At 72.3% G+C, this 23,818-nt stretch carries 30 protein-coding genes; 24 read left to right on the forward strand and 6 right to left on the reverse strand.

Annotation, left to right across the window (positions count from 1 at the left end; all coding sequences use genetic code 11):
- Positions 1-139 precede the first annotated feature (139 nt).
- Complete coding sequence (locus IEZ07_RS30470) at positions 140-2,221, reverse strand: ATP-binding protein (protein ID WP_191897953.1); 2,082 nt, start codon at positions 2,219-2,221, stop codon at positions 140-142.
- A 366-nt stretch (positions 2,222-2,587) separates the two neighbouring features.
- Positions 2,588-3,160: a hypothetical protein gene (locus IEZ07_RS30475; RefSeq protein WP_191897954.1), complete on the reverse strand. Its 573-nt coding sequence runs from the start codon at positions 3,158-3,160 to the stop codon at positions 2,588-2,590.
- A 268-nt stretch (positions 3,161-3,428) separates the two neighbouring features.
- Between IEZ07_RS30475 and IEZ07_RS30480 the strand changes: the two genes are divergently transcribed.
- Positions 3,429-4,136: a ParA family protein gene (locus IEZ07_RS30480; protein WP_191897955.1), complete on the forward strand. Its 708-nt coding sequence runs from the start codon at positions 3,429-3,431 to the stop codon at positions 4,134-4,136.
- Complete coding sequence (locus IEZ07_RS36055; protein ID WP_239321131.1) at positions 4,136-4,957, forward strand: hypothetical protein; 822 nt, start codon at positions 4,136-4,138, stop codon at positions 4,955-4,957. Before IEZ07_RS30480 ends, IEZ07_RS36055 begins: the two co-directional genes overlap by 1 nt.
- 60 nt (positions 4,958-5,017) lie before the next feature.
- Here the strand turns inward: IEZ07_RS36055 and IEZ07_RS30490 are convergent, their stop codons facing one another.
- From IEZ07_RS30490 to IEZ07_RS30505, 4 genes are all read right to left on the reverse strand, one after another.
- A complete protein-coding gene (locus IEZ07_RS30490; RefSeq protein ID WP_191897956.1) occupies positions 5,018-5,236 on the reverse strand; it encodes a hypothetical protein in 219 nt (72 codons plus the stop codon).
- 2 nt (positions 5,237-5,238) lie between these two features.
- Positions 5,239-6,075 carry a phosphoribosylaminoimidazolesuccinocarboxamide synthase gene (locus IEZ07_RS30495; protein WP_191897957.1) on the reverse strand — a complete coding sequence of 279 codons (837 nt, stop codon included), beginning with the start codon at positions 6,073-6,075 and terminating at the stop codon, positions 5,239-5,241.
- Positions 6,072-6,824, reverse strand: coding sequence for a GntR family transcriptional regulator (locus IEZ07_RS30500; RefSeq protein ID WP_191897958.1), 753 nt, complete (start codon positions 6,822-6,824; stop codon positions 6,072-6,074). The genes IEZ07_RS30495 and IEZ07_RS30500 overlap by 4 nt, the downstream gene beginning before the upstream one ends.
- A 261-nt stretch (positions 6,825-7,085) precedes the next feature.
- Positions 7,086-7,817 carry a UTRA domain-containing protein gene (locus IEZ07_RS30505; RefSeq protein WP_239321134.1) on the reverse strand — a complete coding sequence of 244 codons (732 nt, stop codon included), beginning with the start codon at positions 7,815-7,817 and terminating at the stop codon, positions 7,086-7,088.
- A gap of 339 nt (positions 7,818-8,156) precedes the next feature.
- Between IEZ07_RS30505 and IEZ07_RS30510 the strand changes: the two genes are divergently transcribed.
- From IEZ07_RS30510 to IEZ07_RS30610, 22 genes are all read left to right on the forward strand, one after another.
- Positions 8,157-8,552, forward strand: coding sequence for a WhiB family transcriptional regulator (locus tag IEZ07_RS30510; RefSeq protein WP_191897960.1), 396 nt, complete (start codon positions 8,157-8,159; stop codon positions 8,550-8,552).
- Positions 8,552-9,019, forward strand: coding sequence for a hypothetical protein (locus IEZ07_RS30515; protein ID WP_191897961.1), 468 nt, complete (start codon positions 8,552-8,554; stop codon positions 9,017-9,019). Before IEZ07_RS30510 ends, IEZ07_RS30515 begins: the two co-directional genes overlap by 1 nt.
- The gene (locus IEZ07_RS30520) at positions 9,016-9,459 is read left to right on the forward strand and encodes an SsgA family sporulation/cell division regulator (RefSeq protein WP_191897962.1); all 444 of its coding nucleotides are present in this window, start codon (positions 9,016-9,018) and stop codon (positions 9,457-9,459) included. The genes IEZ07_RS30515 and IEZ07_RS30520 overlap by 4 nt, the downstream gene beginning before the upstream one ends.
- A complete protein-coding gene (locus tag IEZ07_RS36060; protein WP_239321137.1) occupies positions 9,456-9,929 on the forward strand; it encodes an SsgA family sporulation/cell division regulator in 474 nt (157 codons plus the stop codon). The genes IEZ07_RS30520 and IEZ07_RS36060 overlap by 4 nt, the downstream gene beginning before the upstream one ends.
- Positions 9,926-11,395 (forward strand): DUF2637 domain-containing protein, encoded by a 1,470-nt coding sequence (locus IEZ07_RS30525; protein WP_239321140.1) that lies wholly within the window; start codon positions 9,926-9,928, stop codon positions 11,393-11,395. Before IEZ07_RS36060 ends, IEZ07_RS30525 begins: the two co-directional genes overlap by 4 nt.
- Complete coding sequence (locus tag IEZ07_RS30530; protein ID WP_191897964.1) at positions 11,392-12,210, forward strand: ATP-binding protein; 819 nt, start codon at positions 11,392-11,394, stop codon at positions 12,208-12,210. Before IEZ07_RS30525 ends, IEZ07_RS30530 begins: the two co-directional genes overlap by 4 nt.
- On the forward strand, positions 12,210-12,506 hold the full coding sequence (locus tag IEZ07_RS30535; protein WP_191897965.1) for a hypothetical protein: 297 nt from the start codon (positions 12,210-12,212) through the stop codon (positions 12,504-12,506). Before IEZ07_RS30530 ends, IEZ07_RS30535 begins: the two co-directional genes overlap by 1 nt.
- Position 12,507: 1 nt before the next feature.
- Positions 12,508-12,858, forward strand: coding sequence for a hypothetical protein (locus IEZ07_RS30540; RefSeq protein WP_191897966.1), 351 nt, complete (start codon positions 12,508-12,510; stop codon positions 12,856-12,858).
- A gap of 57 nt (positions 12,859-12,915) precedes the next feature.
- The gene (locus IEZ07_RS30545; protein WP_191897967.1) at positions 12,916-13,317 is read left to right on the forward strand and encodes a hypothetical protein; all 402 of its coding nucleotides are present in this window, start codon (positions 12,916-12,918) and stop codon (positions 13,315-13,317) included.
- Complete coding sequence (locus IEZ07_RS30550; protein WP_191897968.1) at positions 13,317-15,524, forward strand: hypothetical protein; 2,208 nt, start codon at positions 13,317-13,319, stop codon at positions 15,522-15,524. Before IEZ07_RS30545 ends, IEZ07_RS30550 begins: the two co-directional genes overlap by 1 nt.
- Before the next feature lie 361 nt (positions 15,525-15,885).
- Positions 15,886-18,357, forward strand: coding sequence for a DNA translocase FtsK (locus IEZ07_RS30555; RefSeq protein ID WP_191897969.1), 2,472 nt, complete (start codon positions 15,886-15,888; stop codon positions 18,355-18,357).
- A 46-nt stretch (positions 18,358-18,403) separates the two neighbouring features.
- Positions 18,404-18,964 carry a hypothetical protein gene (locus tag IEZ07_RS30560; protein ID WP_191897970.1) on the forward strand — a complete coding sequence of 187 codons (561 nt, stop codon included), beginning with the start codon at positions 18,404-18,406 and terminating at the stop codon, positions 18,962-18,964.
- A 76-nt stretch (positions 18,965-19,040) separates the two neighbouring features.
- Positions 19,041-19,268: a hypothetical protein gene (locus IEZ07_RS30565; protein WP_191897971.1), complete on the forward strand. Its 228-nt coding sequence runs from the start codon at positions 19,041-19,043 to the stop codon at positions 19,266-19,268.
- 51 nt (positions 19,269-19,319) lie between these two features.
- Positions 19,320-19,493, forward strand: coding sequence for a hypothetical protein (locus tag IEZ07_RS30570; RefSeq protein ID WP_191897972.1), 174 nt, complete (start codon positions 19,320-19,322; stop codon positions 19,491-19,493).
- A 95-nt stretch (positions 19,494-19,588) separates the two neighbouring features.
- Positions 19,589-19,774, forward strand: a complete 186-nt coding sequence (locus IEZ07_RS30575; RefSeq protein WP_191897973.1) for a hypothetical protein — start codon at positions 19,589-19,591, stop codon at positions 19,772-19,774.
- Positions 19,771-20,580: a M48 family metalloprotease gene (locus IEZ07_RS30580; protein ID WP_191897974.1), complete on the forward strand. Its 810-nt coding sequence runs from the start codon at positions 19,771-19,773 to the stop codon at positions 20,578-20,580. The genes IEZ07_RS30575 and IEZ07_RS30580 overlap by 4 nt, the downstream gene beginning before the upstream one ends.
- Complete coding sequence (locus tag IEZ07_RS30585; RefSeq protein WP_191897975.1) at positions 20,577-21,134, forward strand: hypothetical protein; 558 nt, start codon at positions 20,577-20,579, stop codon at positions 21,132-21,134. Before IEZ07_RS30580 ends, IEZ07_RS30585 begins: the two co-directional genes overlap by 4 nt.
- 4 nt (positions 21,135-21,138) lie before the next feature.
- A complete protein-coding gene (locus IEZ07_RS30590) occupies positions 21,139-21,309 on the forward strand; it encodes a hypothetical protein (protein WP_191897976.1) in 171 nt (56 codons plus the stop codon).
- Between the two features lie 58 nt (positions 21,310-21,367).
- Positions 21,368-21,865, forward strand: a complete 498-nt coding sequence (locus IEZ07_RS30595; RefSeq protein WP_191897977.1) for a Pycsar system effector family protein — start codon at positions 21,368-21,370, stop codon at positions 21,863-21,865.
- Positions 21,862-22,605, forward strand: a complete 744-nt coding sequence (locus IEZ07_RS30600) for a hypothetical protein (RefSeq protein WP_239321146.1) — start codon at positions 21,862-21,864, stop codon at positions 22,603-22,605. Before IEZ07_RS30595 ends, IEZ07_RS30600 begins: the two co-directional genes overlap by 4 nt.
- The gene (locus tag IEZ07_RS30605) at positions 22,602-23,306 is read left to right on the forward strand and encodes a hypothetical protein (protein ID WP_191897978.1); all 705 of its coding nucleotides are present in this window, start codon (positions 22,602-22,604) and stop codon (positions 23,304-23,306) included. Before IEZ07_RS30600 ends, IEZ07_RS30605 begins: the two co-directional genes overlap by 4 nt.
- Positions 23,303-23,689, forward strand: coding sequence for an RRQRL motif-containing zinc-binding protein (locus IEZ07_RS30610; protein ID WP_191897979.1), 387 nt, complete (start codon positions 23,303-23,305; stop codon positions 23,687-23,689). The genes IEZ07_RS30605 and IEZ07_RS30610 overlap by 4 nt, the downstream gene beginning before the upstream one ends.
- Positions 23,690-23,818: the final 129 nt, after the last annotated feature.

Genomic DNA, 23,818 nt, shown 5'->3' on the forward strand with positions numbered 1-23,818 from the left:
GTGATGTTGGTGGAGTGGGCCGGCCGGTGCCCTACCTGTCGAAGATCGGTGACCAGCGAGAACCGGGAGCGGGCCCCGACCTAACCAAGCCCTAATAGGGCCTGCCCCCCGCAGACCGGCAGCAGGAGGCCCCACCTGCTCACCACGCCGCGGGCAGGGCGACGGTGAAGACGGTGCCGCCGCCGTCGCGGGGGGCGGCGGTGATGGTGCCGCCGTGCGCGGTGACGATTGCGCGGGTGATGGCCAGTCCGAGGCCGGTGCCTTTGATCCCGGCGTCTTTGGCGGTGGAGGCACGGAAGAACCGGGAGAACAGGTGCTCGTACTGCTCGGCGGGGATGCCGATGCCGGTGTCGGCGATGATGACCACGGCCGTCTCCCCTTCATCCTCGCCTTCGTCCTGGCCGTCGCTGTCGTCATCCCTGCGGGCGGCGAGCCCCGCGGTGACGGTGATGGCGCCGCCGGAAGGGGTGTACTTGATCGCGTTGGACAGCAGGTTGTCCAGCACCTGGCGCAACCTGAGCGCGTCGGCGCGCATCGGCAGCCGCGCCGGCAGCTCGGCGGTGACGGTGAGCTGCTTGGCCTGGGCGGCGGGCCGGTGGTCTTGCAGGGCCTGGCGGGTCAGGTGGGCCAGATCCAGGGGCCGGATGTCGAGGGTCAGTTGCCCGGTGTCCAGGCGGGCCAGGTCCAAAAGGTCGTCGACCAGGCGCTGCAGCTGGGTGCTTTTGCGGTCGATGACGTCGAGGAACGTCTGCTGCGTCGAGCTGAGGCCCGCGTCGTCGGCCAGGAGTTCGGCATAGCCGCGGATGGCGGCGATCGGGTTGCGCAGCTCGTGGGTGACCAGCGCCATCAGCTCGTCCTTCATCCGGTCCATCTCGCGTAGCCGCCCCACCTGCTGTCTTTCCTGCTCCAGCAGGCGTTCACGCTGCTCGGCCATCCGGTGGCGTTCGGTCACGTCGGTGGAGATGCCGTCGATGAACAGCCGGTCGCCGTGGCGGCGGGGGGTGGCGCGGATCCAGACCCACCGGACGATGTCGTCCAGGCCGATGATGCGGCATTCGATCTCGGTCCGCTCGCCGCGGCTCAGGGCCGCAGTGAAGGTGGCGTAGGCCTGCTGGTCGTCGGGGTGGATGCGGCGGGCCAGTACCTCGGCCAGGTCGGCGTCCTGCGGCAGGGGGCGGCCGAGCACGGGGGCGGCGTTCTGGCTCTGGTACACCGAGCGCATCGAGCCGTCGCCGGTGACCTCCGCGGTCCACACGTTGTCGTTGATCTGGGTGATGACCTGCTCGAACTGGCGGCGGCTGGTGGCCAGCGCCACGGCGAGCTCCTCGGCGCGGCGCCGTTCCATGTACCGGCCGACGTGGGCGCAGACGCCGTCCAGCAGGCGAGCCAGTTCATCGTCGATCTTCTGGACGGTGTCGGTGAAGAACACCAGCGCGCCCAGTACCTGGCGGCCGCTGCGCACGGGCAGGCCGATGGCGGTCCGCAGGCCGGTCTGCAGCGCCTGCTGTTTGCTGACGATGTCGCGTGGGTCGTCCTGCAGGTCGCAGATCCACAGCTCGTGGCCGGCGGACCAGGCCATGCCGGCGACGCCTTGGCCGGGGCGCATCGTCGGCGGGCGGCTGGCCAGGAAGTCCGACAGGTCCCTGCCCGGTGCCGTCCAGGAGCCGATCCGGGTGATCGCCGCCTGGTCGGGGGTGACCTGCCAGTACTCGCCGCAGCTCCAGCCCAGCGCTTCGGTGACGGCGGCGACCACGGCGACGGCGGCCTGCTCGGCGGAGACCGCGTCGGCCAGCGCCCGGGCCACCGCGTGCTGGGCGGCGGTCAGCACACTGGCCCGGTGCGCCTCGGTGATGTCGTCCAGGACCACCAGCGCGCCCAGCCGTTGCCCGTCGGGGGTGGTGATCGGTCGGCCGGTGACGGCGAAGCGGCGTGGGCGCCGGCCGGGCGGGTGCACGATCAGCTGCTCGGCGTCGATGTGTTCCCCGGCCAGCGCCCGCGCCAGCGGCACCTGCTGCGGCTGCAGCGGGGTGCGCCCGTCGGCGGCGTACAGGTGGAAGGCGGCGGCGATGTCCCGGACGTGCAGGCCGGGGATGTGCGGGCGGGACTGGCGCATCGGCTGGTTGAACACGACCACGTAGCCGTCGGCGTCGCAGGCCACCACCCCTGATGCCAGGCTGTCGAGCAGGGTGGACAGGAACGTCTGCTGCCGCTCCGGCGACATGTCGGCGATGGCGCCGGCGCCCGGTGGTTCCGCCGCTGCCCGCGGTCCCGAAGGATCCGGCGGCGGGTCTTGATCCCGCTCTGACTGCGCGTCCATGACGCTCATCCCCTCGACATCACCAGCACTCTTCTCCTCCCCCCTGCCGCAGGTCACAACCCCGCCGCCCGGCCACGGGGCCTTCCCGCGCGCAACAGGTGACTCGGTGGCTGGGGAACCCGTACCGCGGCTCGGAGCGATTGAGAACGGCTCGCTTCCGATGAGCACGGTCACCGCCCCCGGTGGCGCTTCCACCTCGGATTATTTAAGCTAGCTGGCTAGAAAAGAGGGGTGGATCCGGCCGTCAGGCCGGACCTGGGGGAAGCCTGATCACGATGGGGGCAGGACGTTCTCGAGCCCGGCCCTCCAGATCACTCCCGGCGGGGTGATCTCTGCCGCCAGGCGCTCGTAGTGGGCCAGCAGCTCCGAATCGCTCAGCGGCCCCGGATGCGCGGCCCGCCAGGCGCGCAGCGCGGCGATCGGCTCGGCGGAGGTGTGCCAGCAGCCCGCCTGCACCCGCGCCGCCAGCTCGGCGGGGATGCGCGCCGCGATCTTCTCGGGCCACCCGGCCTGCCGCGAACCGGGCCAGCGTCCCGAGCTCGGCGCGCTGGCCGGCACCGGCGGCCAGTCCCGGTCCCAGCCGCGCTCGGCGAGCTCCACCCGGATCCCGTGGGCGAGCGCGGCGTCGACCGTGTCCAGCAGGTCGCCGACCGCCCGCAGGCGTTCCAGGCGCTGCCGGGCCCAGGTGCGGACCTCGGCCCGCTGGAAGGCGTCCGCGTCCGGCGGCGGGTCCATCCCGGTGAGCAGGTCGCCGTGGCGGTTCTTCTCGGCATCCAGGAGCGTGCGCAGGCGCTTCCGGGTGCCTTCGGCGACCCGGGCCACCACCTGCGTGGTCCCGCTCATGATCGGAACCCTACGTGATGCAAGGAAGGCTCTCGGCGTTGATCTTGTGGTTTTATCCTGCGGACGAAGAGCGGGCGTTGGCGGCCGGGTGCCTCAGCGTCGCCGTCACTGCGGGTTCTCCTGTCGGCCAACCGCCGACTGCGTCCGCCGGGTGACCTCGCTGATCGTCGTGTTCTGATCATGTCCACCAGCTACTCGCCACAGGCCCTACAGCATCGTCAAGCGGTACCGAAAGCAGCCGGGCCGATCTTGTGGAACTGTGGCGTCCATGACTACTGCCACCGCTTCGAGCGGCGCACAGCCGGATACCGCCCGGCAAACAGACAGTTACGTGATCACTATCGCCAACCAGAAGGGCGGCGTGGGCAAGACCATGCTCACGCTGTCCCTCGCAGCGCACACCGTTGCCGCCCACGGTCGCGCCCTGGTCGTGGACGTCGACCCCCAGGCGAACTCCTATGACCTCACCCGGGTCATGGAAGCCCCCGGGTACGAGGTCCTCCATGAGCTCGACCCCGTACAGCTCACCCACATCCGGAAGCTCCGTGACTTCGACACGATCATCGTGGACTGCCCAGGCTCCCTCGAAGGCCACGACGTGCTGGCCGAAGTCCTCGCGCGCAGCACGTACGTGATCATCCCCTACGACCACGAGCCCGAATCGATCATGCCGACCATCCGCACTGTCGAACGGGTCAAAGCCAGCGGGGTGCCGTACGCCGTGGTGGTCACCAAGGCGGACCCCCGACTGGGCGCGGAATACATTCTGGACGCTTGGCAGACGCTGGAGAGCGCCGGGGTCCGTCACTTCCGCTCCGCCATCCGGCTGTACCGGGCCTGGCCCAACAGCCTCAAGGCCGGCGTGCCGATCACCCGCTGGAACGAGCGTTACGCCCCTCGGCTCCGTGAGGACATCGCTGGCCTCCACACTGAACTGCTGCTCGACCTCGGGCGCCGTGATCTGGGTGGTGCCTGATGGCTAACAAGTCACGACGCAGCATGGCCGACTTTCTCGCCCAGCAGCGTGTCGTGGATCAGAGCGCCGACACGGGGCCGGCCGAGAGTTCTCCGGCTGCTCCGGTGGAGCCTTCGCCCTCGGCCATCACCATCCCGGACCCGTACACGGGAGGGGACGAAGCCGCGCTCACGGAACGTGAGCGCGCTGACCTCGTCGCCTGTGAGGCTGCTGTCGATGTTCTCCGCGTTGCATTCGCGCAAGCGGGCAAGGCCCTGCAAGTGATCAGAGACGCCAGGCTCTATCGCGAGAGCCACCCGACATTCGAGGCGTACGTCGAGGATCGCTGGCAGATGAAGACCTCGCAGGCCTACAGGCTGATCCAGGCCTGGCCGCTCGCCGAGGTCTTGTCCCCAATTGGGGACAAGATCATCAACGAGAGTCAGGTGAGGGAGCTGATCCCCCTCGCGGAGCATCACGGCAGGGAGGCGGCGGTAACCGTCTACCGAACCGTGGCCGAGACGGACGGAGTGAGGGTCACCGCCGCCGTCCTCAAGGGGGTGGTCGGAGTCCTTCCTCCTGATCGGTTCGACCCTGAGGAGGCCGTGCAGCAGATCCGCGCCTACCTGACCCGGAATGTCGACGGGCAGGACGTAGCGGAGGCCGCCGGAGGCAGCGCCCCGACCTTCACCGCGGAAGTCGGACGGCTCCGCACCATCCTGAAGCGCGTCGTAAAGCGCGACCTCATCAGCCGGGCGGCCGCTGAAGACCCAGAAGAGGTGAAACGGGTCGTCTCCGAGCTACGCGCGCTGCTTGATGAGGTAGAGCAGAAGGTGCTGTAGAAGCCCGAAACGTAAGGGAGCCCCCGGCCAGCCTTGGCCGGGGGCTCCTTCGCTTCTGGGCTATCGTGCGTCTGCCTCTGCCCAGGGCTTGTCCATCGCCCGGGCCAGGGCGTCGACGCCATCGAGGGCGGGGGTGATCCCCAGGCCGCGCAGCAGCATCCCGGCGCCTGCCTCCGCGAGACCGGGCTCGCCTGTGACCGGCTCGGCAGTCAGGCCGTAGGTGCGCAGCAGAGACTGGACCTCGCGGACGAGCCGCTGGGGGTCGTAGTACTGGGTCATGGTCATCCCTTCCAGGTCTGGCCGGTGATGCGCTCGTAGACCTCGATGTAGCGGGCCTGAGTGGCCTGCACGATCTCGTCCGGGATGGCGGGTCCGGGAGGCGTGCGGTCCCAGTCGGTGACGGTGGACGACCAGTCGCGGACGAACTGCTTGTCGAAGGCGTGCTGCGGGCGGCCGGGCTCCCAGTCGTCGGCTGGCCAGAAGCGGGAGGAGTCGCTGGTGAGGATCTCGTCGGCGAGCACAAGCGTGCCGTCGGCGGCCCGGCCGAACTCGATCTTCGTGTCGGCGATGATGATGCCCCGTTCGCGGGCGATCTCCGCGCCGCGCCGGTAGATCTCCAGCGTGGCTTCACGTAGCCGGGCGGCGGTGTCAGCGCCGATTTCCTTGACCACGTCGCCGTAGGTGATGAACTCATCGTGGCCAGCGGTGGCCTTGGTGGTTGGGGTGAAGATCGGTTCCGGCAGCCGGGAGCCCTCCACCAGGCCCTCGGGCAGCGCCACGCCCGAGACGCTGCCGTGCTGGCGGTACTCCTGCAGGCCCAGGCCGGCCAGGTAGCCGCGGGCAATCCACTCCACCGGCAGCATCTCCAGCCGTCGGCAGCGCACCGCGCGGCCGACGAACTCGGCGGGCACGTCGGTCGCGGAGATGACGTGGTTGGGGAAGACGTCGGCGAGCTGGTCGAACCACCACAGCGACAGCTGGGTGAGCACCTTGCCCTTGTCTGGGATCGGGGTGGGCAGGATCACGTCGTAGACGCTGACCCGGTCGGAGGCGACTAGGATCAGGTCCTCGCCGTCGGCGTAGACGTCGCGGACCTTGCCTGAATGCAGGAGTTTCACGGAGCTGGCCTTATCTCGTATTCGTAGGATGCTTCGCGGTCGGGAAGGGAGATCGACTCGCCGTACTCCAGCACCGCGCCCTCGGGGTCGTACCACCAGCTGCGCTTGCTCAGCACCGGCGAGCCGATGGTGACCTGCAGGTCGGTGGCAGCCTGCTCGGAGGCGGCCCGGGCGGAGACCCGCTCCACCAGCCGCACAGCAGCGCGCCCGGTCATCTCCTCGATGTAGCGCGAGGTGCCCTGGCGGATCCGGTCGGCCACCAGCAGCTGCGGGGCCGAGGCGGCCAAGGCGCCATCGAACCACGACGTCGACGCCGAGGCTGGCACTTCATCGCGCAACGTCACCCGGTAGCGGCGGATGACCGGAGCACCGTGGTCGATGCTCAGAGCGTCCGCCACCTGATCCGGAGCGGCGACTAGGTCAACCGTCCGGATCTCCGCGCGCTCGTTGGGCGGATAGATGCGCCCGGTGCGCCGGATGGCGACCAGGCGGTCCGGCGCGCCGTAGTCCACCGTCGCCGCACTGGCCACCACCGTGCCCTTGCCGGGCACGGCCCGGGTCAGGCCCTCAGAGCGCAGGGTAGCCAGGACCTTGGTGGCGGTCGCGATCGCGACTCCCCACTCTTGGGCGATCTTTCGGGCCGGTGGTATCTGGTCACCGTCGCGGAGCACACCCGACAAGATCTGCTGTCGGATCTGGTGGGCGATCTGCAGGTACGGCGGTTCAGGCCGTTCCAGCACCGGTGGCATGATCACTCTCTTCCCGTGGATAGAAGGCGTACTAGTACGCCTAAGGGACAGATTACCGGCCCCTTTCTCAAGGTCTAGGACCGGATGGGGCGGAAGCCTAGACAGGTACTAGTACGCAATCTAGTTTCATGTACTAGTACGCTCATGATTTCATGCTTCCCGGATCTTGATAACTCCACAGGGAACTTCAACGTCAACAGGTCAGCCCCCGGCCATGACTGGCCGAGGGCTGACGCTGATCGAGAAGGAGGCGTTCTTCGGCTAGAACTCGTCGGTGCCTGCCACTTGGCCGATCGGGAACGTGTGCCGGGTCGCCGCGCAGATCGTCTCCAGTGTGTGAATGGGGGTGTCCTCGGTGCTGTAGCTGGCCCGTAGGACTTGGACCACCCACTCACCGGGCTCGAGTTCGAGCGTCTCAGCCTCAAACGAGGTGGGACGCCGAGCAGTCAATACCTCTTCGGCGTGGCCGAAGCGGTAACCGAGAGCTTCCAGCGCGGCCTGGAGGGTCGGCAGAACGAACTCCGGCTGACTGATCCGGGTGTCCTGGAACAGGTCGGCGCGGAAGTAACTGGTGGCGATGCGCACCGGCACGTCGTTGGCGAGCATCATCTTGCGCCGCGCGATCACCTCATCGCCAGGGTTCACCCTCAGGCAAGCTGCCACATGCTCGCTCGCCGGTTCCGGGCCGATGTAGAGCATGCGGCGGTCGGCCTTGAGCCCTTGGCGCTCGGCTTCAATCAGATATAGGGACTTGGATCCGCGCACGGCCGGATCGGTCGGCAGCGGGCGCTGCACCAGAACACGCGGGGCGCTGGTGGCCGGTGCGGCTGGCGCCTTAGCCGAGGAGCCCTTGCCGAGTTGCGAGACGCGGCCTGGCGTGACGCCAAGCTTCTTGCCGATCTCATCCAAGGTCATGCCGTTTTCGCGGGCCTGGGCGATGGCATGACGCCTGATCGTGGCCAGCTCGGTCACCATGCCTTGCTGCTCGGTCATGAGGCGTCCCACCGCCCGTACGCGCTCGATGGGGTCGCTTATCGCCGCCAGGTCCTGCAGAGCTCTTTGGTCCACGTCATCACTCCTCAAGGCGTCTACGGCAGGAATTTTAGCCCCCCCTATTGCATCGCCGAACGGCGGGGCCTACTCTCCAAAGAGAGGAGCTTTACCCCCCTCTAAAAAGATCGACATTGCTCTCTTGCAGGGCAAATGCCGTGCTGCCTCGGTGACTCCACCACTGGGGCCGCCACCCCAATGCAAGGGGCCTCGTTCCGGACTCCACCCGGACGAGGCCCCACCACCGGGTCACCTCGGAAAGGACACCCCGGAATGCTTTCCATGCTCTCATTCCCTTGCCCGGAATCGAACCCTCCGACCACTACTGACCTGTCGTCGCTGGTCACCGCCCACGGAACGTGCGTCGACGCTCCCGACCCCGACGCCTGGTTCCCGCACGAGCCGAATCCGACTGGTGGGCTCTCCCCCGAGTCCCTCGCGACCCGTCGGGCCGCCTACGAGGACGTCGCCCGCGAGCTGTGCGCCGACTGCCCCGTACGCGCCCAGTGCCTGGAGCTGGCGCTGCGCGAGGAGTACGACCTGCCGCGCACCTGGTTCCACGGCATCCGCGGCGGCAAGGCCCCGTGGCAGCGATGCGCCATGGTCTACAACCGCCGTCGCCGTGCCCGCCAGGCCGCCCGCCCGGCCGCCGCGAGCGGTGCCGAGGCGGTGGCCTGATGAGCATCGCTTCCCCCGCCCAGGCCTGGCCCGAAGAGGTCATCGCCCGGTACCTGACCGTGGCGGGCGCCACGGTCGACATCACCGCACCCGTCGCGTCCGGCCGGTACCAGCGGGCCGTCGCCGCCTGCACCGGCTGCACCACCACCAGGGACTACGAATGGGCCACCTACCGCTGGGGGCAGGACTCCCGCACCTGGGTGGAGTTCCGGGACGCGACGACGGCGCGCTTGGACGCCGAGAAGGACGCGCGGGGCTGGGCTCAGGAGCACGCCGAGCACTGCCGGGCGCTGCCCATGCCTCCGGCTCCCGCTCCGGTACCGGTACCGGCGCCCGTTCCGGACCCGGGTGAGGACTGCCGGTGCGTGTGGCGGGGCGGCATCTGTGTGGAGACCTGCCCCGGGCACACCACTGACGCGTGGATGTCGCGGCTGCTGGCCCGGCTGAACGGGAGGGCCGGCCGATGAGCACCTCCCGTATCCGCACCACGCTGCAGGTCTGCATCGCCGACCAGCCCAACCGCGTGTTCAAGGCGCTGGCGGTCTACGAGCTGACCGACCCCTACGCCGTCCACATCGACTTCCCGCCCCCGCCGGGGAGTCGCGACAACGTGTGGACCTTCGCCCGTTCCCTGCTGGCGCAGGCGCTGTGCCCGGCCCGCCGGGGCGTGGTCGGCGAGGGCGACATCCGCTTCGCCGAGGCCGAGGCCACCGACTACCTCGCGATCATCCTGCACCCCGGCACGCCGGCGGCCTGCCGCCTGTACGCCCGCCGCGACGAGCTCACCAGCTTCCTGTCACAGACCTACCGGCGCGTCCCGGCCGGCTCCGAGACCGACTGGGTCGATGGCGACTGGGACCGCGCCCTGGTCGGGCTGGTCCGCAAGATGCGGAGGGACGCGGCATGATCCCCACCGACATCAGCGGCCGCGAGATCGTCGAAGGCCTCATGCTGTGGCCAGCCACCGGACCCGGCCCGCACCAGATGGTGGTGCTCACCTACCGGCCCGACCGCCCGTACGAGGTGCGGCTGACCTTCCTGTCCCCTCACCTGGTCGCGGTGGCCACCGTCGTCTGCGCCCGCGAGGTGCTGATCGACGGCCTGCTGGCCAGCGACGCCGACGCCGACCCCGAGATCGACGCCGACGGTCCGGTGCTGGTCGGCAACCGCCTGATCCAGGTGGGCCGGGGTCCGAGCCCGGACCGGGTGCTGCTGCGCGTGTGCGCGGGCGGCGCCTGGCTGGACTTCCACGCCGACCGGGCCCGGCTGCAGGCCGTCGTCGACGACACGCTGCAGCTCGTCTCCATGGGCCGCGAGCGCGACCTGCTCGACGTCGACGGCGCGATCGCCGCGATCTTCTCGGAGGTGACGCCGTGACGACCTACTACGACCCCCGTGCTCAGCGCCTGGTCGCCGACGCCCAGGCCGAGCAGGCCCGCGCGGCCGCCGAGGCGACCCGCGCCGAGACGATGCTGCGGCTGGAAGAAGCCCGCACCGCCCGCGCCGCCGCGGCGGCCGAGGCCGAGCGGCGCGAGCGTGAGATGCGCGCGGCGAGCGCGGCCGCCCGCCGGCGGTTGCGCCGCCAGGAGCGCGAGCAGGCCAAGGCCGCCCGCCGGGCGCGCCTGCGTCGCGGTGCCGGTGCTCTGGCCGCCGCCGCGCTCACCCGGGCTCCGGTGATCGTGGGAGCCATCGCGATGGGCGCTCCGATCGCGATCGCCTGGCGTGGCCAGTTGGAGTTCGCCACCCACGTCATGCACCTGGGGTTCATGGCCCCGGCTCTGCCGATCGCGTTGGAGGGCGGGGTCTGGTATCTGGCGTTCCTGGTCCACCGCGCGATCACGGCCCGGCTGCCGATCGGCCGCTACCGGGTGGCGACCTGGGCCATGGCCGCCATCGCGGCCGGGATGAACCTGTGGCACGGCGTCACGGCCAACAAGACCGATGGCCTGCAGGTCGGGGTGATCCTCGCGCTGGCCTCCCTGCTGGGCATCGCGCTGTGGGAGCTGACCGCGTCGCTGACCCAGCAGAGCGCCTCCAAGCGAACGGCTGCGGAGATCCGGCGGGCGGCCTGGCGGCGGCTGCGCTACCCGCGCCTGTCGTGGGCGGCCGCGTCGATCCGCGCCTCGCGGGGCGAGCAGTGCTCGATCGAGGAGGCCTGGACGGCCGCGTGGATCGACCGCTACGGCGTCGGCCCGCAGGCCTCGCGCCGCGACCGCACGCTGGCCCGATCGATCGTCCGCTACCAGCGTGCGGCCGATCGGCAGGCCGCCAAGGACGGACGGCTGCTCATCGTCGACGGCTCGATCGTCCGCCCCGGCGAGCCGGGCCCGCACCAGTCGGCCGAGGCCGAAGAAGCCATGGCCCGCCTGAAGGCGTTCACCGAGCGGCGCCAGGATGTGGCCCGATCGATCGCGTTTCCCTCGATCGGTTCCCCGGCGATCGAGTCCCCGCCGCAGCCCGCCGCCTCGATCGAGGCCGATCGTCCGGCAGAGCCCGCCACCGCGCCGATCGATCGAGCACCCTCGATCGAGACGCAGCCGATCGCGGTCGTCCGCTCGATCGAGTCGACCCCGGCCCCGGCGGGCCCGTCGATCGAGCGTCGATCGGGCCGGTCGCCGATCGATCCCGCCGGACCGGCGGACCCGATCGAGTCGACCGAGGCGGAGCCTGCGCCGCGCCGATCGATCGAGGAGCACCGCGCCGCCCTGCGGGCGGCGATCGAGGCGGGCGACATCGATCCCCGCGAGGCCACCGCCGAAGAGATCCGCCGCACCCTGTCGTGCGCGCCGCGGACGGCCCGGATCCTGCGTGACGAGCTGAAGCAGACGGAGAGTGCGGCATGAACACCCTGACCCCCACCACGACCCCCGCCCCCGCGGCCGCCCGTACGGCCAGCGAGCACGAGGAGCTCGTGCTGCTGCGCACCCGCTACGGCCAGCTGCTGGCGGCCGCCCGCGCCGCGGTGGCTGCCGAGCGGCTCGGTGAACCCGACCCCGTCGCCCACGTCCGCTACCTGCTGGCCGAGACCGGGCAGCTGCCGGTGGCCGGGGCGCGGCCGTCGCACCTGCTGGCCGGCACCCCCACCGGCCCCGCCGCTGCGGGCCCGGTGTTCGAGCGGACGTTCCCGGGCCGTCCGGAGACGATCGAGCAGGTCCGGCGGTTCGTCGCCGGGGTGCTGACCGGCTGCCCCCGGGCCTCCGACGCGGTGCTGTGCGCCTCGGAGCTGGCCACCAACGCGCTCATGCATTCCGCGTCCGGCTGCGGCGGGCAGTTCACCGTCCGGCTCCAGGTGTGCGGTCAGGTCTGCGTGCGCCTGGAGGTCACCGACCAGGGCGCACAGTCACCCTCCGTGCCCGCACGCGGCCCGCACATGGCCGCACATCGACAGAGCGTGACCGCACACGCCTCCGCACACGACCCGCACGTCCCCGCACAGCGCGACCAGGAGCCCGCCGCCGAGCCCGGCTGTCCCCCCGAGGGCCGGGACGCGGGCCTGGAGCGCCCGGCCGACGAGGGCGGTCTGGGGCTGGGCATCGTGCGGGCGCTCGTCGGCGGCCGCGAGGGAGACCCGGGCCTGTCGTGGAACCAGACGCCCGACGGCAGCGTCGTGGCCGCCACCCTGACCTGGTCGGCCCCGGCGTTCGAGGCGGCCGGCTGATGACCGCTCTCGTGACCTGGCTGAGCGGGGCGTTCGCGCCCGGCTGGCCCGAACGGTTCGCCCACACCGTGGCGGTGGCGCTGCTGGCCGCCGCCGCGGTGGTGGCCGCCTTCGTCCTGGCCGAGCAGACCTCCCTGCGCTCCCGGGCCCGCGCGGTGCGCCGGTCCTGGCTGCGGGCCGTCGAGGCGACCACCACCGCCGAGGCCTGCGGTGACGGCGCCTGGATCGCCCGCACCAGCACCTACGACACCGCCCTCTACCTGCTGCACACCGTGATCACCGAGGAGGAGCCCTGACATGACCCGCGTGGAGAGCCTGGAGGCGCAGATGCTCGCGTTCGACACCGCCGAGGTCGTCGCCGGTCACGCCGCTCTGGACACCTATCTGGAGAACGTCCAGACCCTGGCGCGGACCCTGGCGCTGATGCTCAACCAGGACGGCGAACTCGCGGCCACGTGGCTGCGCAACCGCCGGCTGAAGAAGGGCCGCATCCCGGTGTGGGTGCGCGCGGCGCTGGCCCGCCGCACCCGCGGCCACAGCCGCAACGCCGCCGACGCCCTGCTGGAGGCGGTCTCGGCGCTGCAGAAGATGGCCGCCCTGCACGCCGACTACGAGGCCCAGGAGCGCGCGGCCCCGCCCAAGGGCTGACCTCCTGACCAGCACCGACATCCGAGAAACAGGAACACCTGTGATGCGAGGACAGCGATGAGCAAGCAGATCGATCTGGTGGAGGCGGCGACCTCCTTCACCGACTCCGACGTCACCCAGTCCCACCAGAGCTACCGGGACTACCAGGAGAACACCCGGGCGATGCTGTGCGCGATCTCGCTGGTCCTCAGCGATGACGCCGCCCACATCGCCGCCTGGATGCGCAGCCGCACCGGCCCGGACGGGCGCCGCGTGAAGTGGCTGAGCCGGATCTGGTTCGCCTCCCGGGCCTTCGCCCACGGCAACCAGGCCGCCGAGGCGTTCCTGGAGGCCGCCAAGGCCGTCGTGCGGATGTCGGCGGTGCACCAGGAGTACCTGCTGGCCGAGCAGCAGGCCCGCAAGGCCGGCGGCGACGACGCCAAGCGCAAGGGCCGCTACGAGACGAAGGACGGTGCGTGATGGCACGTCGCAACCCCAAGAAGATTCCGCCGATCTCGGGCCAGGTCGTGCCGGTCGACACCCTCGACGCCGGCACCCGGATGAGCGGGGGCTGGCTGCTGGTGCACGGCCTGCCGCTGGCCACCCCCGGCATCGCCGCCGCCGTCTTCGCCGTGCTCATCGCGCTGGCGCACGCCAAGTGGGGCGGGGATCCGGTGTGGACGCCGCTGATGACGCTGCTGTTCCTCCTGGTCGGCGGCCTGATCACGTTCTTCTGCTGGATGTCGGCCGGGCCCCGCCTGCTGCTGCGCGTCCTCATGGTGGTGACCGGGGCGCTGGCCACCGGCAACCTCGTGCTCGGCCTGATCGTCGGCCTGGGCGTGATCTGGCCCGCCTACACCATCTGCGCGCTGGTCGTGTGGGTGCTGTGGGTGGTCTGGCGCGGCACCAAGTACGCAGGGGCCACCCCCACCAGCGACGGCGCCGGTAACCCGCTGGCGGAGGCGATCCGGCAGGCCAAGGTGCAGTTCCGCGACGCCAAGGCGGATGAGCGCGGTGTGGTCCGCGCCAAGGTGGAGACGCTGCCCGGCGGCACCCTGGCCGGCGCTCGCGAGCTGCTGCCCGCCCTGTCGGCCGACGCGCGCGCGGTGCCGGGCGGGGTCAGCCTGGCCGGGGATCCGGACGTCGACGGGCTGGGCACGGTGGAGATCGCCACCCGCGACAACCTCAAGGGTGGCGTGCCCTGGCCCGGCGTGACCGGCATTGACGGCCTGGTCGGCTCGCTGCCGACGGACGCGTTCCCGATCGGGGAGTACCAGACCGGCCCGTGCACGGTGCAGCTGGTCGGCGACGTGCGCGCCGACCGGCGCGCCCACGACATCCAGCACATCAAGATCGGCGGCACCACCGGATCGGGTAAGTCCACCGGCGCCCGCATCCTGCTGAGCTCGCTGCTGGTCAAGCGCCGGTTGAACGTCATCGGCCTCGACATCAGCAAGGGCCTGCAGACGTTCGGCCCGTTCGCGCACGGCATGACCTGGGTCATCACCGACGAGGCAGAGGCCCGCCAGTTCCTGTACCGCTTCAAGAAGGTGATCAAGGGCCGCACCGACCACCTCGCGGGCGAGGAGCTGATGCGCTGGTCGCTGGCCTCGTCGCTGAACCTGCTGGTGGTGTGGGTGGAGGAGTCCAAGGAGTTCCGCAAGTTCTCCTCCCTGTACGCCGACCTGGTCGCCGACGCCCGCTCCGCCGGGATCCTGTTCGTCAGCTCGACGCAGCGGTGGAACCACCGCCAGGCCTCCACCGACACCCGCAGCAACCACGGCGCCGCGATCATGTTCGGCGTCACCGAGTACGACGACGCCGAGCAGATCCTGCCCAAGGAGGCGCTGGCGGCGATCGGCAAGAACCTGCAGCTGTGGGGCGCGAGCAGGCCCGGCTACTGCTACGCGACCGGCATGGGCATCCCCGCGGCGCGGTGGAGCTCGATGCTGCGCATCTACGACCCGGCCGATGAGCAGCTGATCGAGGCCGTGCAGGCCGGCGCCGCCTACCGCGACCCGATGGACCCCGTCACCGCGCAGCTGTTCGGCGAGCTCTACCAGCGGCGCACCGTCTACACCCGCTCGGCGGGAGGCCGCGGCGCCCTCCAGGCCGTCACGAGCCCGGCCGGGACCGCCCCGGCCGAGCAGCCCCGCACCCCCTACCCGGCCGCCGGGCCGGTCCCGGCGATGCGCCCGGCCCCGGCCCGCACCCCCGCCCCCCAGATCAGCGACGACGAGCAGGAGATGATCGAGATGGCCGAGACCGAGTCCGCCGAAGAGCGCGCCGCGATGCACGAGGCGCTGGCCGCCTCCCGCCGCTACCACCTGGGCGAGGACGCCCAGGCGTCCGACTTCGCCGACGTCGACCCCGACCAGGTCATCAGCGGCGTCATCATCGACGCCGACACCGACGGCGACCAGGAGGAGCGCGACGCCGAGCTGCCCCGGCCCACCGCCGAGGAGGCCCAGGCCATCTGGGACCGCGCCCTGGACGACTGGTACCGGGAGGGACGGCGCACCGTGCAGACCGCTGACCTGGTCGAACTGCTGACCAACGTGCAGCGCTCGCGCCGGTTCCTGTACCGCCAGCGTGACCGGTGGACCGAGATGGGCTGCATCGTGGCCCGCCCGGACGCCGATGGCTGGGACCTGATCGCCTCTCCCATGGAGACCGCCCGCCGGTGACGGCCCCGCCCCTCGTGCGCCCCTGCGGGTGCGCGAGGGCGCCCGGCCCGCCTCACCGACAGTGACGATCCCCGGGCCGCGGTGTGCGGTGTGCGGCGGCGCGCTCTCTCTATAGGGAAATCCCGGTGTGCGGGGCCCCGCACATGCACCGCACACCGGCCCGCACAGCCCTCCGCACACCCCCGCACATCAACGCAGAGTAACCGCACAGCGGATCGCACACCCCCCGCACAAGATCCACAAGCTCAGCACAAGGGCCGCACGCCCCCCGCACACCACGAAAAGTGACCGCACATCCCCCGCACATCACCAGAGCGTGACCGCACATCACCGCACACCCCCGGACTTCAAGGAGACGACCATGGCCACCCGGACCCGGCGGACCTCCCGCCGCCCCCTCCCCCGCGTCACCCGGCCCCCGTCGCGCCGTCGTTCGTCGGCCGGCGCCGGAGTGCTGCTCGGCATCACCGGCTTCGGCATCGCGGTCGCCTGGAAGGCCAGCGCCCGCGCCCTGGGCCGCGGCGTGCGCGCCCTGGGCACCGGCCCGGCCGACCTGGAGGCCGCCCAGCGCCGCGACGGCCTGGGCCTGCTGTCGGCCGTCGCCGCGGTGGTGCTCGCGCTGACCGCCTGGAACCTCGTCGGCGGTCTGGTCTGGGACGTCGTGGAGACCGCCGCCCGCGCCCTGGTCGGCTCCCTGATCGGCGCCGCCTCCATCGCGCTGGCCGCCCTGGCCTGGCGGCTGCTGCGCGCCCGCGACAGCGAGATCGCGCTGATCCGCCTGATCCTCGGCTCGCTGGCCGTCACCACCGCGGCCGCCGGACTGGTCCACCTGGCCTCCGCTGCCCCGGCCAGCATGAGCGCGGGCTTCTTCGCCGCGATCATCCGGGCGGGCGGCATGCTCGGCTACGCCGTCACCGCGCCGCTCGCGGCGCTCCTGCCCGCCGCCCTGGTCGCCGGGCTGCTGGTGGTCCTGGCGGTCTACGGGCTGCTGGTGGCCACCCAGACGCCCATCCGCCAGGCTCCCAAGCGGCTCGCGGGTCTGGTCGACCGGGTCCGCGGCCGCGCTCCGCGCCGCCCGAAGGCCAGCACCAACCCCCGCTACGCCAACCGTGACGACGTTGACGACGTCCCTGCCGGTGCGGACGAACAGCCCCAGGAGCACGAGGAGACGGAGGAGCCCGCCACCCCGGCCGCCGAGTCGCCCGCCACCGGCCGGACCTGGCGGCCGCGCCGCCCGCAGGTGGTCGACCCCGACCTCGTCGGCGAGCGCGGCCCGTACGACAACCCGCTCATCGGCACCCCCGCAGACGCCGCTCCTGTGGCCACCGAAGCGGACGCGCCGGAGCAGGCCGATGGTGGGGTGCTGGCCCTGCTGCGCACCGGCACCGCCCCCCGCCCCTCCACCAAGGCGAACACGGTCATCGCGGCCGCGCTGAACACGGTGTTGGAGGAGTTCAAGGTCAACGCCGAGGTGAAGGGGTTCACCCGCGGCCCGGTCATCACGCGCTATGAGATCGAGCTCGGCCCGGCGGTCAAGGTGGAGAAGGTCACCGGCCTGGCCAAGAACTTCGCCCTGGCCGTGCAGTCGGACCAGGTGCGGATGCTGGCCACCGTCCCGGGCAAGTCCGCGATCGGCGTGGAGATCCCCAACACCGACCGCGACCTGGTCACCCTCGGCGACGTGCTGCGCTCGCCGGTCGCCACCGCCGATGCCCACCCCCTGGTCGTGGGCCTGGGCAAGGACGTCGAGGGCCGCGCGATCGTCGCCAACCTGGCCAAGATGCCGCACCTGCTCATCGCCGGGGCGACCGGCGCGGGCAAGTCGGTGTGCGTCAACGGCCTGATCACCTCCGTCCTGGTGCGCGCCCTCCCGGACGAGGTGCGGATGATCCTGATCGACCCCAAGCGGGTCGAGCTGGCCGTCTACGAAGGCGTCCCGCACCTGCTGACCCCGATCGTCACCAGCCCCAAGAAGGCCGCCGACGCCCTGGTCTGGGTGGTGGGGGAGATGGACCGCCGCTACGACCTGCTGGCCGAGCACGGCTTCCGCCACGTCGACGACTTCAACGCCGCCGTGCGCGCCGGGCGCATCCCCGCCCGGCCCGGCGGCAAGGAGCTGCGGCCGCTGCCGTATCTGCTGGTCGTCGTCGACGAGCTCGCCGACCTGATGATGGTCGCCGCCAAGGATGTCGAGGACGCGATCGTGCGCATCACCCAGCTGGCCCGCGCCGCCGGCATCCACCTGGTCGTGGCCACCCAGCGGCCTTCCGTGGACGTGGTCACCGGGCTGATCAAGGCGAACATGCCGTCCCGGCTGGCGTTCGCCACCTCTTCACTGGCCGACTCCCGGGTCATCCTGGACCGGCCCGGCGCCGAGAAGCTCGTCGGCCAGGGCGACGCGCTGTTCCTGCCGATGGGCGCGAGCAACCCGATCCGGCTGCAGAACGCGTTCGTCTCCGAAAAGGAGACCGCCAAGGTCGTCGCCTACTGCCGCCGCCACGCCTGCGCCGAGGACCGGCCCATCGACCTGGCCGGCCCGGCGGCCGCGGGCCCGAAGGACACCACCGCCGTCGACGGCGCCGGGGTGGGTGAGGACCTGGAGCTGCTGCTGCGGGCCGCCGAACTCGTCGTCACCACCCAGTTCGGCTCGATCTCGATGCTGCAGCGCAAGCTGCGCATCCCCTTCGCGAAGGCGGGCCACCTGATGGAGGCGCTGGAGCGCTACGAGGTCGTCGGCCCCGCCGACGGCTCCAAGGCCCGCGAGGTCCACATCACCCCCGCCGAGCTGGACGAGCTCCTGGACGACCTGCGTGACGCCGCCACCAGCCACTGATCGGCCCCGACCTTTCATTCACCCACCGATCCGAAAAGGAACCGCCATGACCGCCCCTGAGCCCGCCGACTGGACCCCGATGCCCGCCGACCAGGCCGCCGCCGCCCTGGACCGCGCCCTGCTCGACTACGCCGACGGCCAGCCCATCGCCATCCACCGCCTGGGCGCCGTGACCGCGGCCGCCGGCCGCTCCCGCGCCTGGCTGTACCGGAGCCTGCGGGAGCGCGCCGAGGCCGGGATCCTGGCCTACGACGCGAACCGCGACGCGCTGCGGGTGACCAACGCCGATGCCCTGCGCGCACGCTCCAAGGCCACCCCCTCCCGCCCGGCCGACCGCGGGCATCTGCTGGTCGTGCCGGACGGGCCGCTGCCGCTGTCGATCCACTCCGCCACCGCCCGCGACCACACCCGCTCCCGCGCCCAGCAGCGCACGCAGCAGCAGGAGACCGAGCGCCGCAGCCGGACGCTGGCCCGCTGGCGAGCCGCCTGTGGCTGGTCCCTGGCCGCACTGTTCCTCGCCGCCGCCTGCGCCGTCCCGGCCGCCGTCACGACCGCTCTGGGCGTCGTGCTCGGCGCGACCGGTGCCACTACCTCCACCGGGCCCTGAACCGGCCGTCGGTCCGCTGGTCCCGCTGACCGCCTTCCTGGCGATCGCGCACACCCCATCAAGAAAGGCACCGCTGATGAACCTCAAGAACGGCACCTCACGCCTGCCCCGGCCCGCTGCACTCGTGCTGGCCCTGGCTGCTGCGTTCTGCCTGGCGTCGGCCTGCCCGGCCCAGCCGAAGGCCTGCGCCGCGGCCGTGGTCGTCTCCCCGGACACCCCGCCGGAGCCGATCACCGATGGCTCCTATCGCGACGGCGACGACGAGGACGGCGGCCGCGACAAGAAGACCCCGAACCGCTGCTGAACCCCGCGACGAGCGCGCCAACGCGCTCATCCGACCAGGAAGGCGCCACCCATGAGCACCGAGAACCCCAACACCCCGACCGCCCCGGCCGCCGAGATACGCATCAGCGGCCTGACCGGCTCCGGCAAGTCCAACGCCCTCGCCAAGGTGCTGGCCGAACTGCGTGTCATGTCCCCCGACACCGTCATCGAGATCACCGTCACCAAGGCCGCGAGCAGCCGCTGACCCCGGGACGGGCGCGCACCAGCGTGGTCATCCGACCAAGAACATCCACGCCGGGCGCGCCCGCTCACCCCACTTTCAGAGAGGCACCACCCATCATGACCGACCTGACCACCGCCCCCGCCACCCCGGTGGGCGAGCGCGCCGAAGCCGCCCTGGACGCGGCCCTGCAGCACGGTGCCGGCGATCCGGCCGTCACCGCCTTGTGCGGTATCGGCTACGCCCTGCTGACCGTCGCCCGCAGCCTGCAGCAGCCGGCCCAGCAGGCGGGAGGGACGCGGTGAACATCCGCACCTTCACCACCTTCGACCCGGCCCGGGTGCTGACCAGCTACGCCGCCCCCGCCGCAGGCCCGGCCCACGTCATCTGCGCCCTCACCCTGGACCCGGCGACCGCGCGGACGCTCGTCCCGCCCACCGGCGGATCGGCCTGGCCCGCCCAGGCGGTCCTCGGTGAGGGCGGTGCCGACGCGCCCGCGGGCCTGGCCGTGCTGGTCGAGGCCCTCACCTCCGGCACCTACGTGCCCGGCGTCCTGGTCGTCACCGACCCCGGCCTCGAGGGCAACGCCGCCATCGACCACGACCCCTGCACGAAGACGGTGAGGCTCAACCTCGGCGCCGACTGGCTGAACGAGCAGCGCCGCCTGCCGCTGGTCGGCACGCTGGCCCACGAGATCGCCCACCACGCCCTCGGCCACCTGACCAGCTCCACGGGCTGGTGGCGGTGGGCCGGCCGCGTCGCCGCCTGCCTGGCGCTGATCTCCTTCGGCTCCCGCACCTGGCCGCTGGTCCTCGTCGCCCTGGCGGTCATGAGCGCCGCCGAGCTCGTCGACGCGGCCGCCGACCGGGCGCGCGAGTACGCCGCCGACGCCCACGCCGTGCTCCTGCTGGGCGAGGCCGGGCTGCCCGGCCACCACATCATGGACGCCGCCCTGGCCGCCATCCCTGCCGAAACGCCCCGGCAGCGCAGCCTGATCGGCCGCCTGATCAGCAGCCATCCCAGCGCCGCCGACCGGCGCCGCGCCCTGGCCGTCGGCGACCATGCGACGGGCTGGCGGCTCGTGCTGCAGGCCCTGCGGAGGGACGCATGAACCACCACCCCGCCCCCGCGCCTACTCCCGAGGTCCTTCACCAGGAGCGGGCTCTGCACCGGCGCATCCGCCGCGCCTTGGCCCTGGCCCTCGCCGGCGACCACCGCACCGAGCGCGCGGCCAAGGCCATCGGCGTCCACCACGGCCGCGCCGGGCTGGTCATCGCGATGCTGCACTGGACCCTCGCGCTGTGCGAGCACACCCCGTCCGGCCTGCACCCCGTCGAGGTGCTGCTGCCGAACGGCCCCGCCGCCCCCGGCCTGCCCGTCACCTCCGAGATCGCCGAGTGGGCCGCCGACCTTATCCAGGCCCGCCTGGACGACGACCGGGCGGCCTTCGACGCACTGCTGGAGGTCCCCGACGGCCCCGCCGCCGTCCGCGACCACGTCATGGGCCTGCTCACCCTGATCGCCGCCGCCGCGCGGCCTGCGCGCCGAGGCCGCCAGGAGCAACCGGCGACCGACGTACTAGACGTGCTCACGCTGGCCGACCTCGGCACCGCCATGGAAGCCATCACCGGCACGGTGCACCACCCCGATCTCCCGCCCGGGTGAGCCCATGGCCACGCCCCTGAGCGAACTGGAGCGGCCCTGCCGCCGCTGCGGCCACCAAAACGCCGTCCACACCGGCGGCGCCGCCCGCAGCGGCTGGGCCCCCTACGACCCGATCTGGGCGAACGCCCGCGGCCGGTGCAACCAGCCCGGCTGTGACTGCGCCGCCCGCACCTGACCTTCCGCTCGCGCGGCAGGACCTCCGCCTGCCGCGCCGAGGAGAAAGAGCGATCCCCATGATCCCCACCTGTGCCCCTGTCCCCGCTGACGGCCATCCGGCCACCGCCGCGCTGCAGCGCGAGGCCGACGCCGCCCGGGTCGAGCTGGGCCGCGTCGACGTCAAGGCCACCGCCCTGATGAGCATGGCCGGGACGATGTTCGCGATCCTGTCGGCCGCCGTCACCGTCAAGACCCCGCCCGCGGCCGCTCTGGCCGCCGTGGTGGTCGGCGCCGCTCTGCTCGCGGCCGCGATCGTCACGCTGCTGCTCGTCATCCGGCCCGCTCTGCCCCGCCGGGCGGCCGACGGGACCGGGTTCGTCCGGCACGCCGCCACCGGCACCGACCAGCTGGTGGCCGCGCTGACGGCCGACCCGGTCGACCGGCTGGCCACCGAGGTCATCCGCCTGTCCGGCCTGGCCCGCACCAAGTACGCCCGCCTGCGCATCGCGGTGGACCTGCTGCTGGCTGCTCTGGCCGTCCTGGCCGCCGCGCTGCCGCTGGGGGCGGGAGCATGAGCGCCCCGCTCACCCCGGCCGTCGGGGACGACGCCGCGGCGATCGCCGCTCTGCACGCCCGCCTGGCCACCGCCACCGCTGAGGAGGTCCTGGAGCTGGCGCGCACCTGCCCGGTCCCCGGTGTCCGCACCGGCGCCCGGCGGATCACCACGGCGCTGCACCGGCTGCGCGAGCAGCTGGCCGCCGTGGTGGCCGAGGCCTGCCGCCAGGCCGAGGCCGACGTCGCGTCCGTCGAGTCGGCGGGGCCGCAGCCCACCCAGAGGGTCAAGGCGGCAGGCGGCAACGCCAGCGGAAGCGCTGTCGGAAACGTCGTCGGAAATGCTGCCGGAAACGCTGGCGAGCCAGCAGGCGTCAATGACAGCGATAAAGCCAGCATTACGGCCAGCGGAAACGCTGGCGAACCGGCAGGCACGCACGCAAGCAGGGAGGAAGTCGGGGAAGCCCCGCTGCCGGTGCGGCCCGCACCGGCCCGCAGACGCCGCCGCAGCGCCCCCAGCGCACCTCGCAAGCCCCGCACCCGTACGGCCACCGGCCCGGCCGCACGCCGCAGCGGCAACGCCAGCGGCCTGAGCGCCGACACCATCGGCGACCGCGGCTGGACCTTCACCATCCACCCGGTCACCGAGACCGAGGCCGCCGCCGTCCGGCGCCTGTGCACCCGCTACGGCTCCACCCCCGACGAGACCGCCGAGCTGATCGACATGCTCGGTATCAGCGCCCAGGAGGCGATCGCCCGATGAGCACCCCCACCGCCACCACCGCCCCGGCCGATCTGCCTGAGCTGCCGGAGGCGGCGTTCCTGGCCGGCCACGACCTGGCCACCGGCGTCCACGCCCTGCCCCGCGACTACGTCGCCCGCGCCCTGGCCGAGGGCCGGGAGCACACCGGCGCGCTGTGCCTGCGCAGCATCCGCATCAGCCCCCGCCCCAGCACCTTTGTCCGCGCGGACCTGCCGCCCTGGGCCGAGGTCTGCCCCACCTGCGCCTGGACGGTCGCCCTGGAGACCGGCCCGGCCGCCGTCGCCGCCGAGCTCGACCTGCTCACCCCGAGCGGGCAGGACCGCGTGGCGCTGGAGCGGTTGGGCGGGGACGCGCTGCTGGTGCGCCGCCTGTGCGAGGCGATCCTGGCCACCACCCCTCCGGTCGGCGAGGACGGCCAGGCCGACGAGGCCGCCGTCGAGCTGCTGGCCCACGCCAGCGCGCACGCCCCCGTCCTGCTGCGCGACTGGCCCTGCACGGCGGGCGAGTGCGATCACCCGGCCGGGGCCTGCGTCACCACCGCGGCGTGCCCGGCGTGCAGCCTGCAGGCCGGCCAATGGGCCGCGGCACGCGAAGGCGCCTACCGAGCCGAGTGCACCATCGGCGCCCCCTGTCAGGTGCTGGCCACGCTCGCCGCCCACCTGGGCGTGACCGGTTCTGCGGTCCCGGGTGAGGCCGCGTGAGCCGCCGACGCGTCTACCTGGACCCCACCGGCCGCAAGTGGGGCCTGCCGACCTACCCGTGGAAGCTCGCCCCCGAGGGTTTGGCCACCGTCCGGCAGTTGCGTGCCCTGGGGCTGCGGCCCGGTGGCCAGGCCCCGGTCGCGCAGATCATGTGGCGCTCGCTGCGCACCCCCACCGGGCCCGGCGTGCGGGTCGCCTACCTGTACGAGATCGCCAAGGCGCTGCCGCGCCGGACCCCGTCACCCAAGCAACTGGCCGCGCTCGCCAAGGCGCTGCGGGCCCGCCGGATCTGCCCGGAGTGCGGCGTCGAGCAGCCGTACTGCCTGCCGCGCCGGTGGGGAGCCTGCCGGCCCTGCAGCGGCGGGTGGGGGCTGGCCTCCTGATGCTCCACCTCGTGTTCACCGGTTCCGCCCCCGCCTGTCAAGAAACAGGCGGGGGCCTGCCGCGGCTGTCAGGACGTGCTTGCGGTCAAGACCGTCTTTCCCCTGGCCGTCGGCGGCCGTGGCCGTACC

It is taken from the genome of Planomonospora parontospora (assembly GCA_014647935.1).
Taxonomy (GTDB): Bacteria; Actinomycetota; Actinomycetes; order Streptosporangiales; family Streptosporangiaceae; genus Planomonospora; species Planomonospora parontospora.

Bases quoted from the DNA above. Each gene is read 5' to 3' on its own strand.
- IEZ07_RS30470 (WP_191897953.1), bottom strand. From the start codon at position 2,221: ATGTCGCCGGAGCGGCAGCAGACGTTCCTGTCCACCCTGCTCGACAGC.
- IEZ07_RS30475 (WP_191897954.1), bottom strand. From the start codon at position 3,160: ATGAGCGGGACCACGCAGGTGGTGGCCCGGGTCGCCGAAGGCACCCGG.
- IEZ07_RS30480 (WP_191897955.1), top strand. From the start codon at position 3,429: ATGACTACTGCCACCGCTTCGAGCGGCGCACAGCCGGATACCGCCCGG.
- IEZ07_RS36055 (WP_239321131.1), top strand. From the start codon at position 4,136: ATGGCTAACAAGTCACGACGCAGCATGGCCGACTTTCTCGCCCAGCAG.
- IEZ07_RS30490 (WP_191897956.1), bottom strand. From the start codon at position 5,236: ATGACCCAGTACTACGACCCCCAGCGGCTCGTCCGCGAGGTCCAGTCT.
- IEZ07_RS30500 (WP_191897958.1), bottom strand. From the start codon at position 6,824: ATGCCACCGGTGCTGGAACGGCCTGAACCGCCGTACCTGCAGATCGCC.
- IEZ07_RS30505 (WP_239321134.1), bottom strand. From the start codon at position 7,817: ATGACCGAGCAGCAAGGCATGGTGACCGAGCTGGCCACGATCAGGCGT.
- IEZ07_RS30510 (WP_191897960.1), top strand. From the start codon at position 8,157: ATGCTCTCATTCCCTTGCCCGGAATCGAACCCTCCGACCACTACTGAC.
- IEZ07_RS30515 (WP_191897961.1), top strand. From the start codon at position 8,552: ATGAGCATCGCTTCCCCCGCCCAGGCCTGGCCCGAAGAGGTCATCGCC.
- IEZ07_RS30520 (WP_191897962.1), top strand. From the start codon at position 9,016: ATGAGCACCTCCCGTATCCGCACCACGCTGCAGGTCTGCATCGCCGAC.
- IEZ07_RS36060 (WP_239321137.1), top strand. From the start codon at position 9,456: ATGATCCCCACCGACATCAGCGGCCGCGAGATCGTCGAAGGCCTCATG.
- IEZ07_RS30530 (WP_191897964.1), top strand. From the start codon at position 11,392: ATGAACACCCTGACCCCCACCACGACCCCCGCCCCCGCGGCCGCCCGT.
- IEZ07_RS30535 (WP_191897965.1), top strand. From the start codon at position 12,210: ATGACCGCTCTCGTGACCTGGCTGAGCGGGGCGTTCGCGCCCGGCTGG.
- IEZ07_RS30540 (WP_191897966.1), top strand. From the start codon at position 12,508: ATGACCCGCGTGGAGAGCCTGGAGGCGCAGATGCTCGCGTTCGACACC.
- IEZ07_RS30545 (WP_191897967.1), top strand. From the start codon at position 12,916: ATGAGCAAGCAGATCGATCTGGTGGAGGCGGCGACCTCCTTCACCGAC.
- IEZ07_RS30550 (WP_191897968.1), top strand. From the start codon at position 13,317: ATGGCACGTCGCAACCCCAAGAAGATTCCGCCGATCTCGGGCCAGGTC.
- IEZ07_RS30555 (WP_191897969.1), top strand. From the start codon at position 15,886: ATGGCCACCCGGACCCGGCGGACCTCCCGCCGCCCCCTCCCCCGCGTC.
- IEZ07_RS30560 (WP_191897970.1), top strand. From the start codon at position 18,404: ATGACCGCCCCTGAGCCCGCCGACTGGACCCCGATGCCCGCCGACCAG.
- IEZ07_RS30565 (WP_191897971.1), top strand. From the start codon at position 19,041: ATGAACCTCAAGAACGGCACCTCACGCCTGCCCCGGCCCGCTGCACTC.
- IEZ07_RS30570 (WP_191897972.1), top strand. From the start codon at position 19,320: ATGAGCACCGAGAACCCCAACACCCCGACCGCCCCGGCCGCCGAGATA.
- IEZ07_RS30575 (WP_191897973.1), top strand. From the start codon at position 19,589: ATGACCGACCTGACCACCGCCCCCGCCACCCCGGTGGGCGAGCGCGCC.
- IEZ07_RS30585 (WP_191897975.1), top strand. From the start codon at position 20,577: ATGAACCACCACCCCGCCCCCGCGCCTACTCCCGAGGTCCTTCACCAG.
- IEZ07_RS30590 (WP_191897976.1), top strand. From the start codon at position 21,139: ATGGCCACGCCCCTGAGCGAACTGGAGCGGCCCTGCCGCCGCTGCGGC.
- IEZ07_RS30595 (WP_191897977.1), top strand. From the start codon at position 21,368: ATGATCCCCACCTGTGCCCCTGTCCCCGCTGACGGCCATCCGGCCACC.
- IEZ07_RS30600 (WP_239321146.1), top strand. From the start codon at position 21,862: ATGAGCGCCCCGCTCACCCCGGCCGTCGGGGACGACGCCGCGGCGATC.
- IEZ07_RS30605 (WP_191897978.1), top strand. From the start codon at position 22,602: ATGAGCACCCCCACCGCCACCACCGCCCCGGCCGATCTGCCTGAGCTG.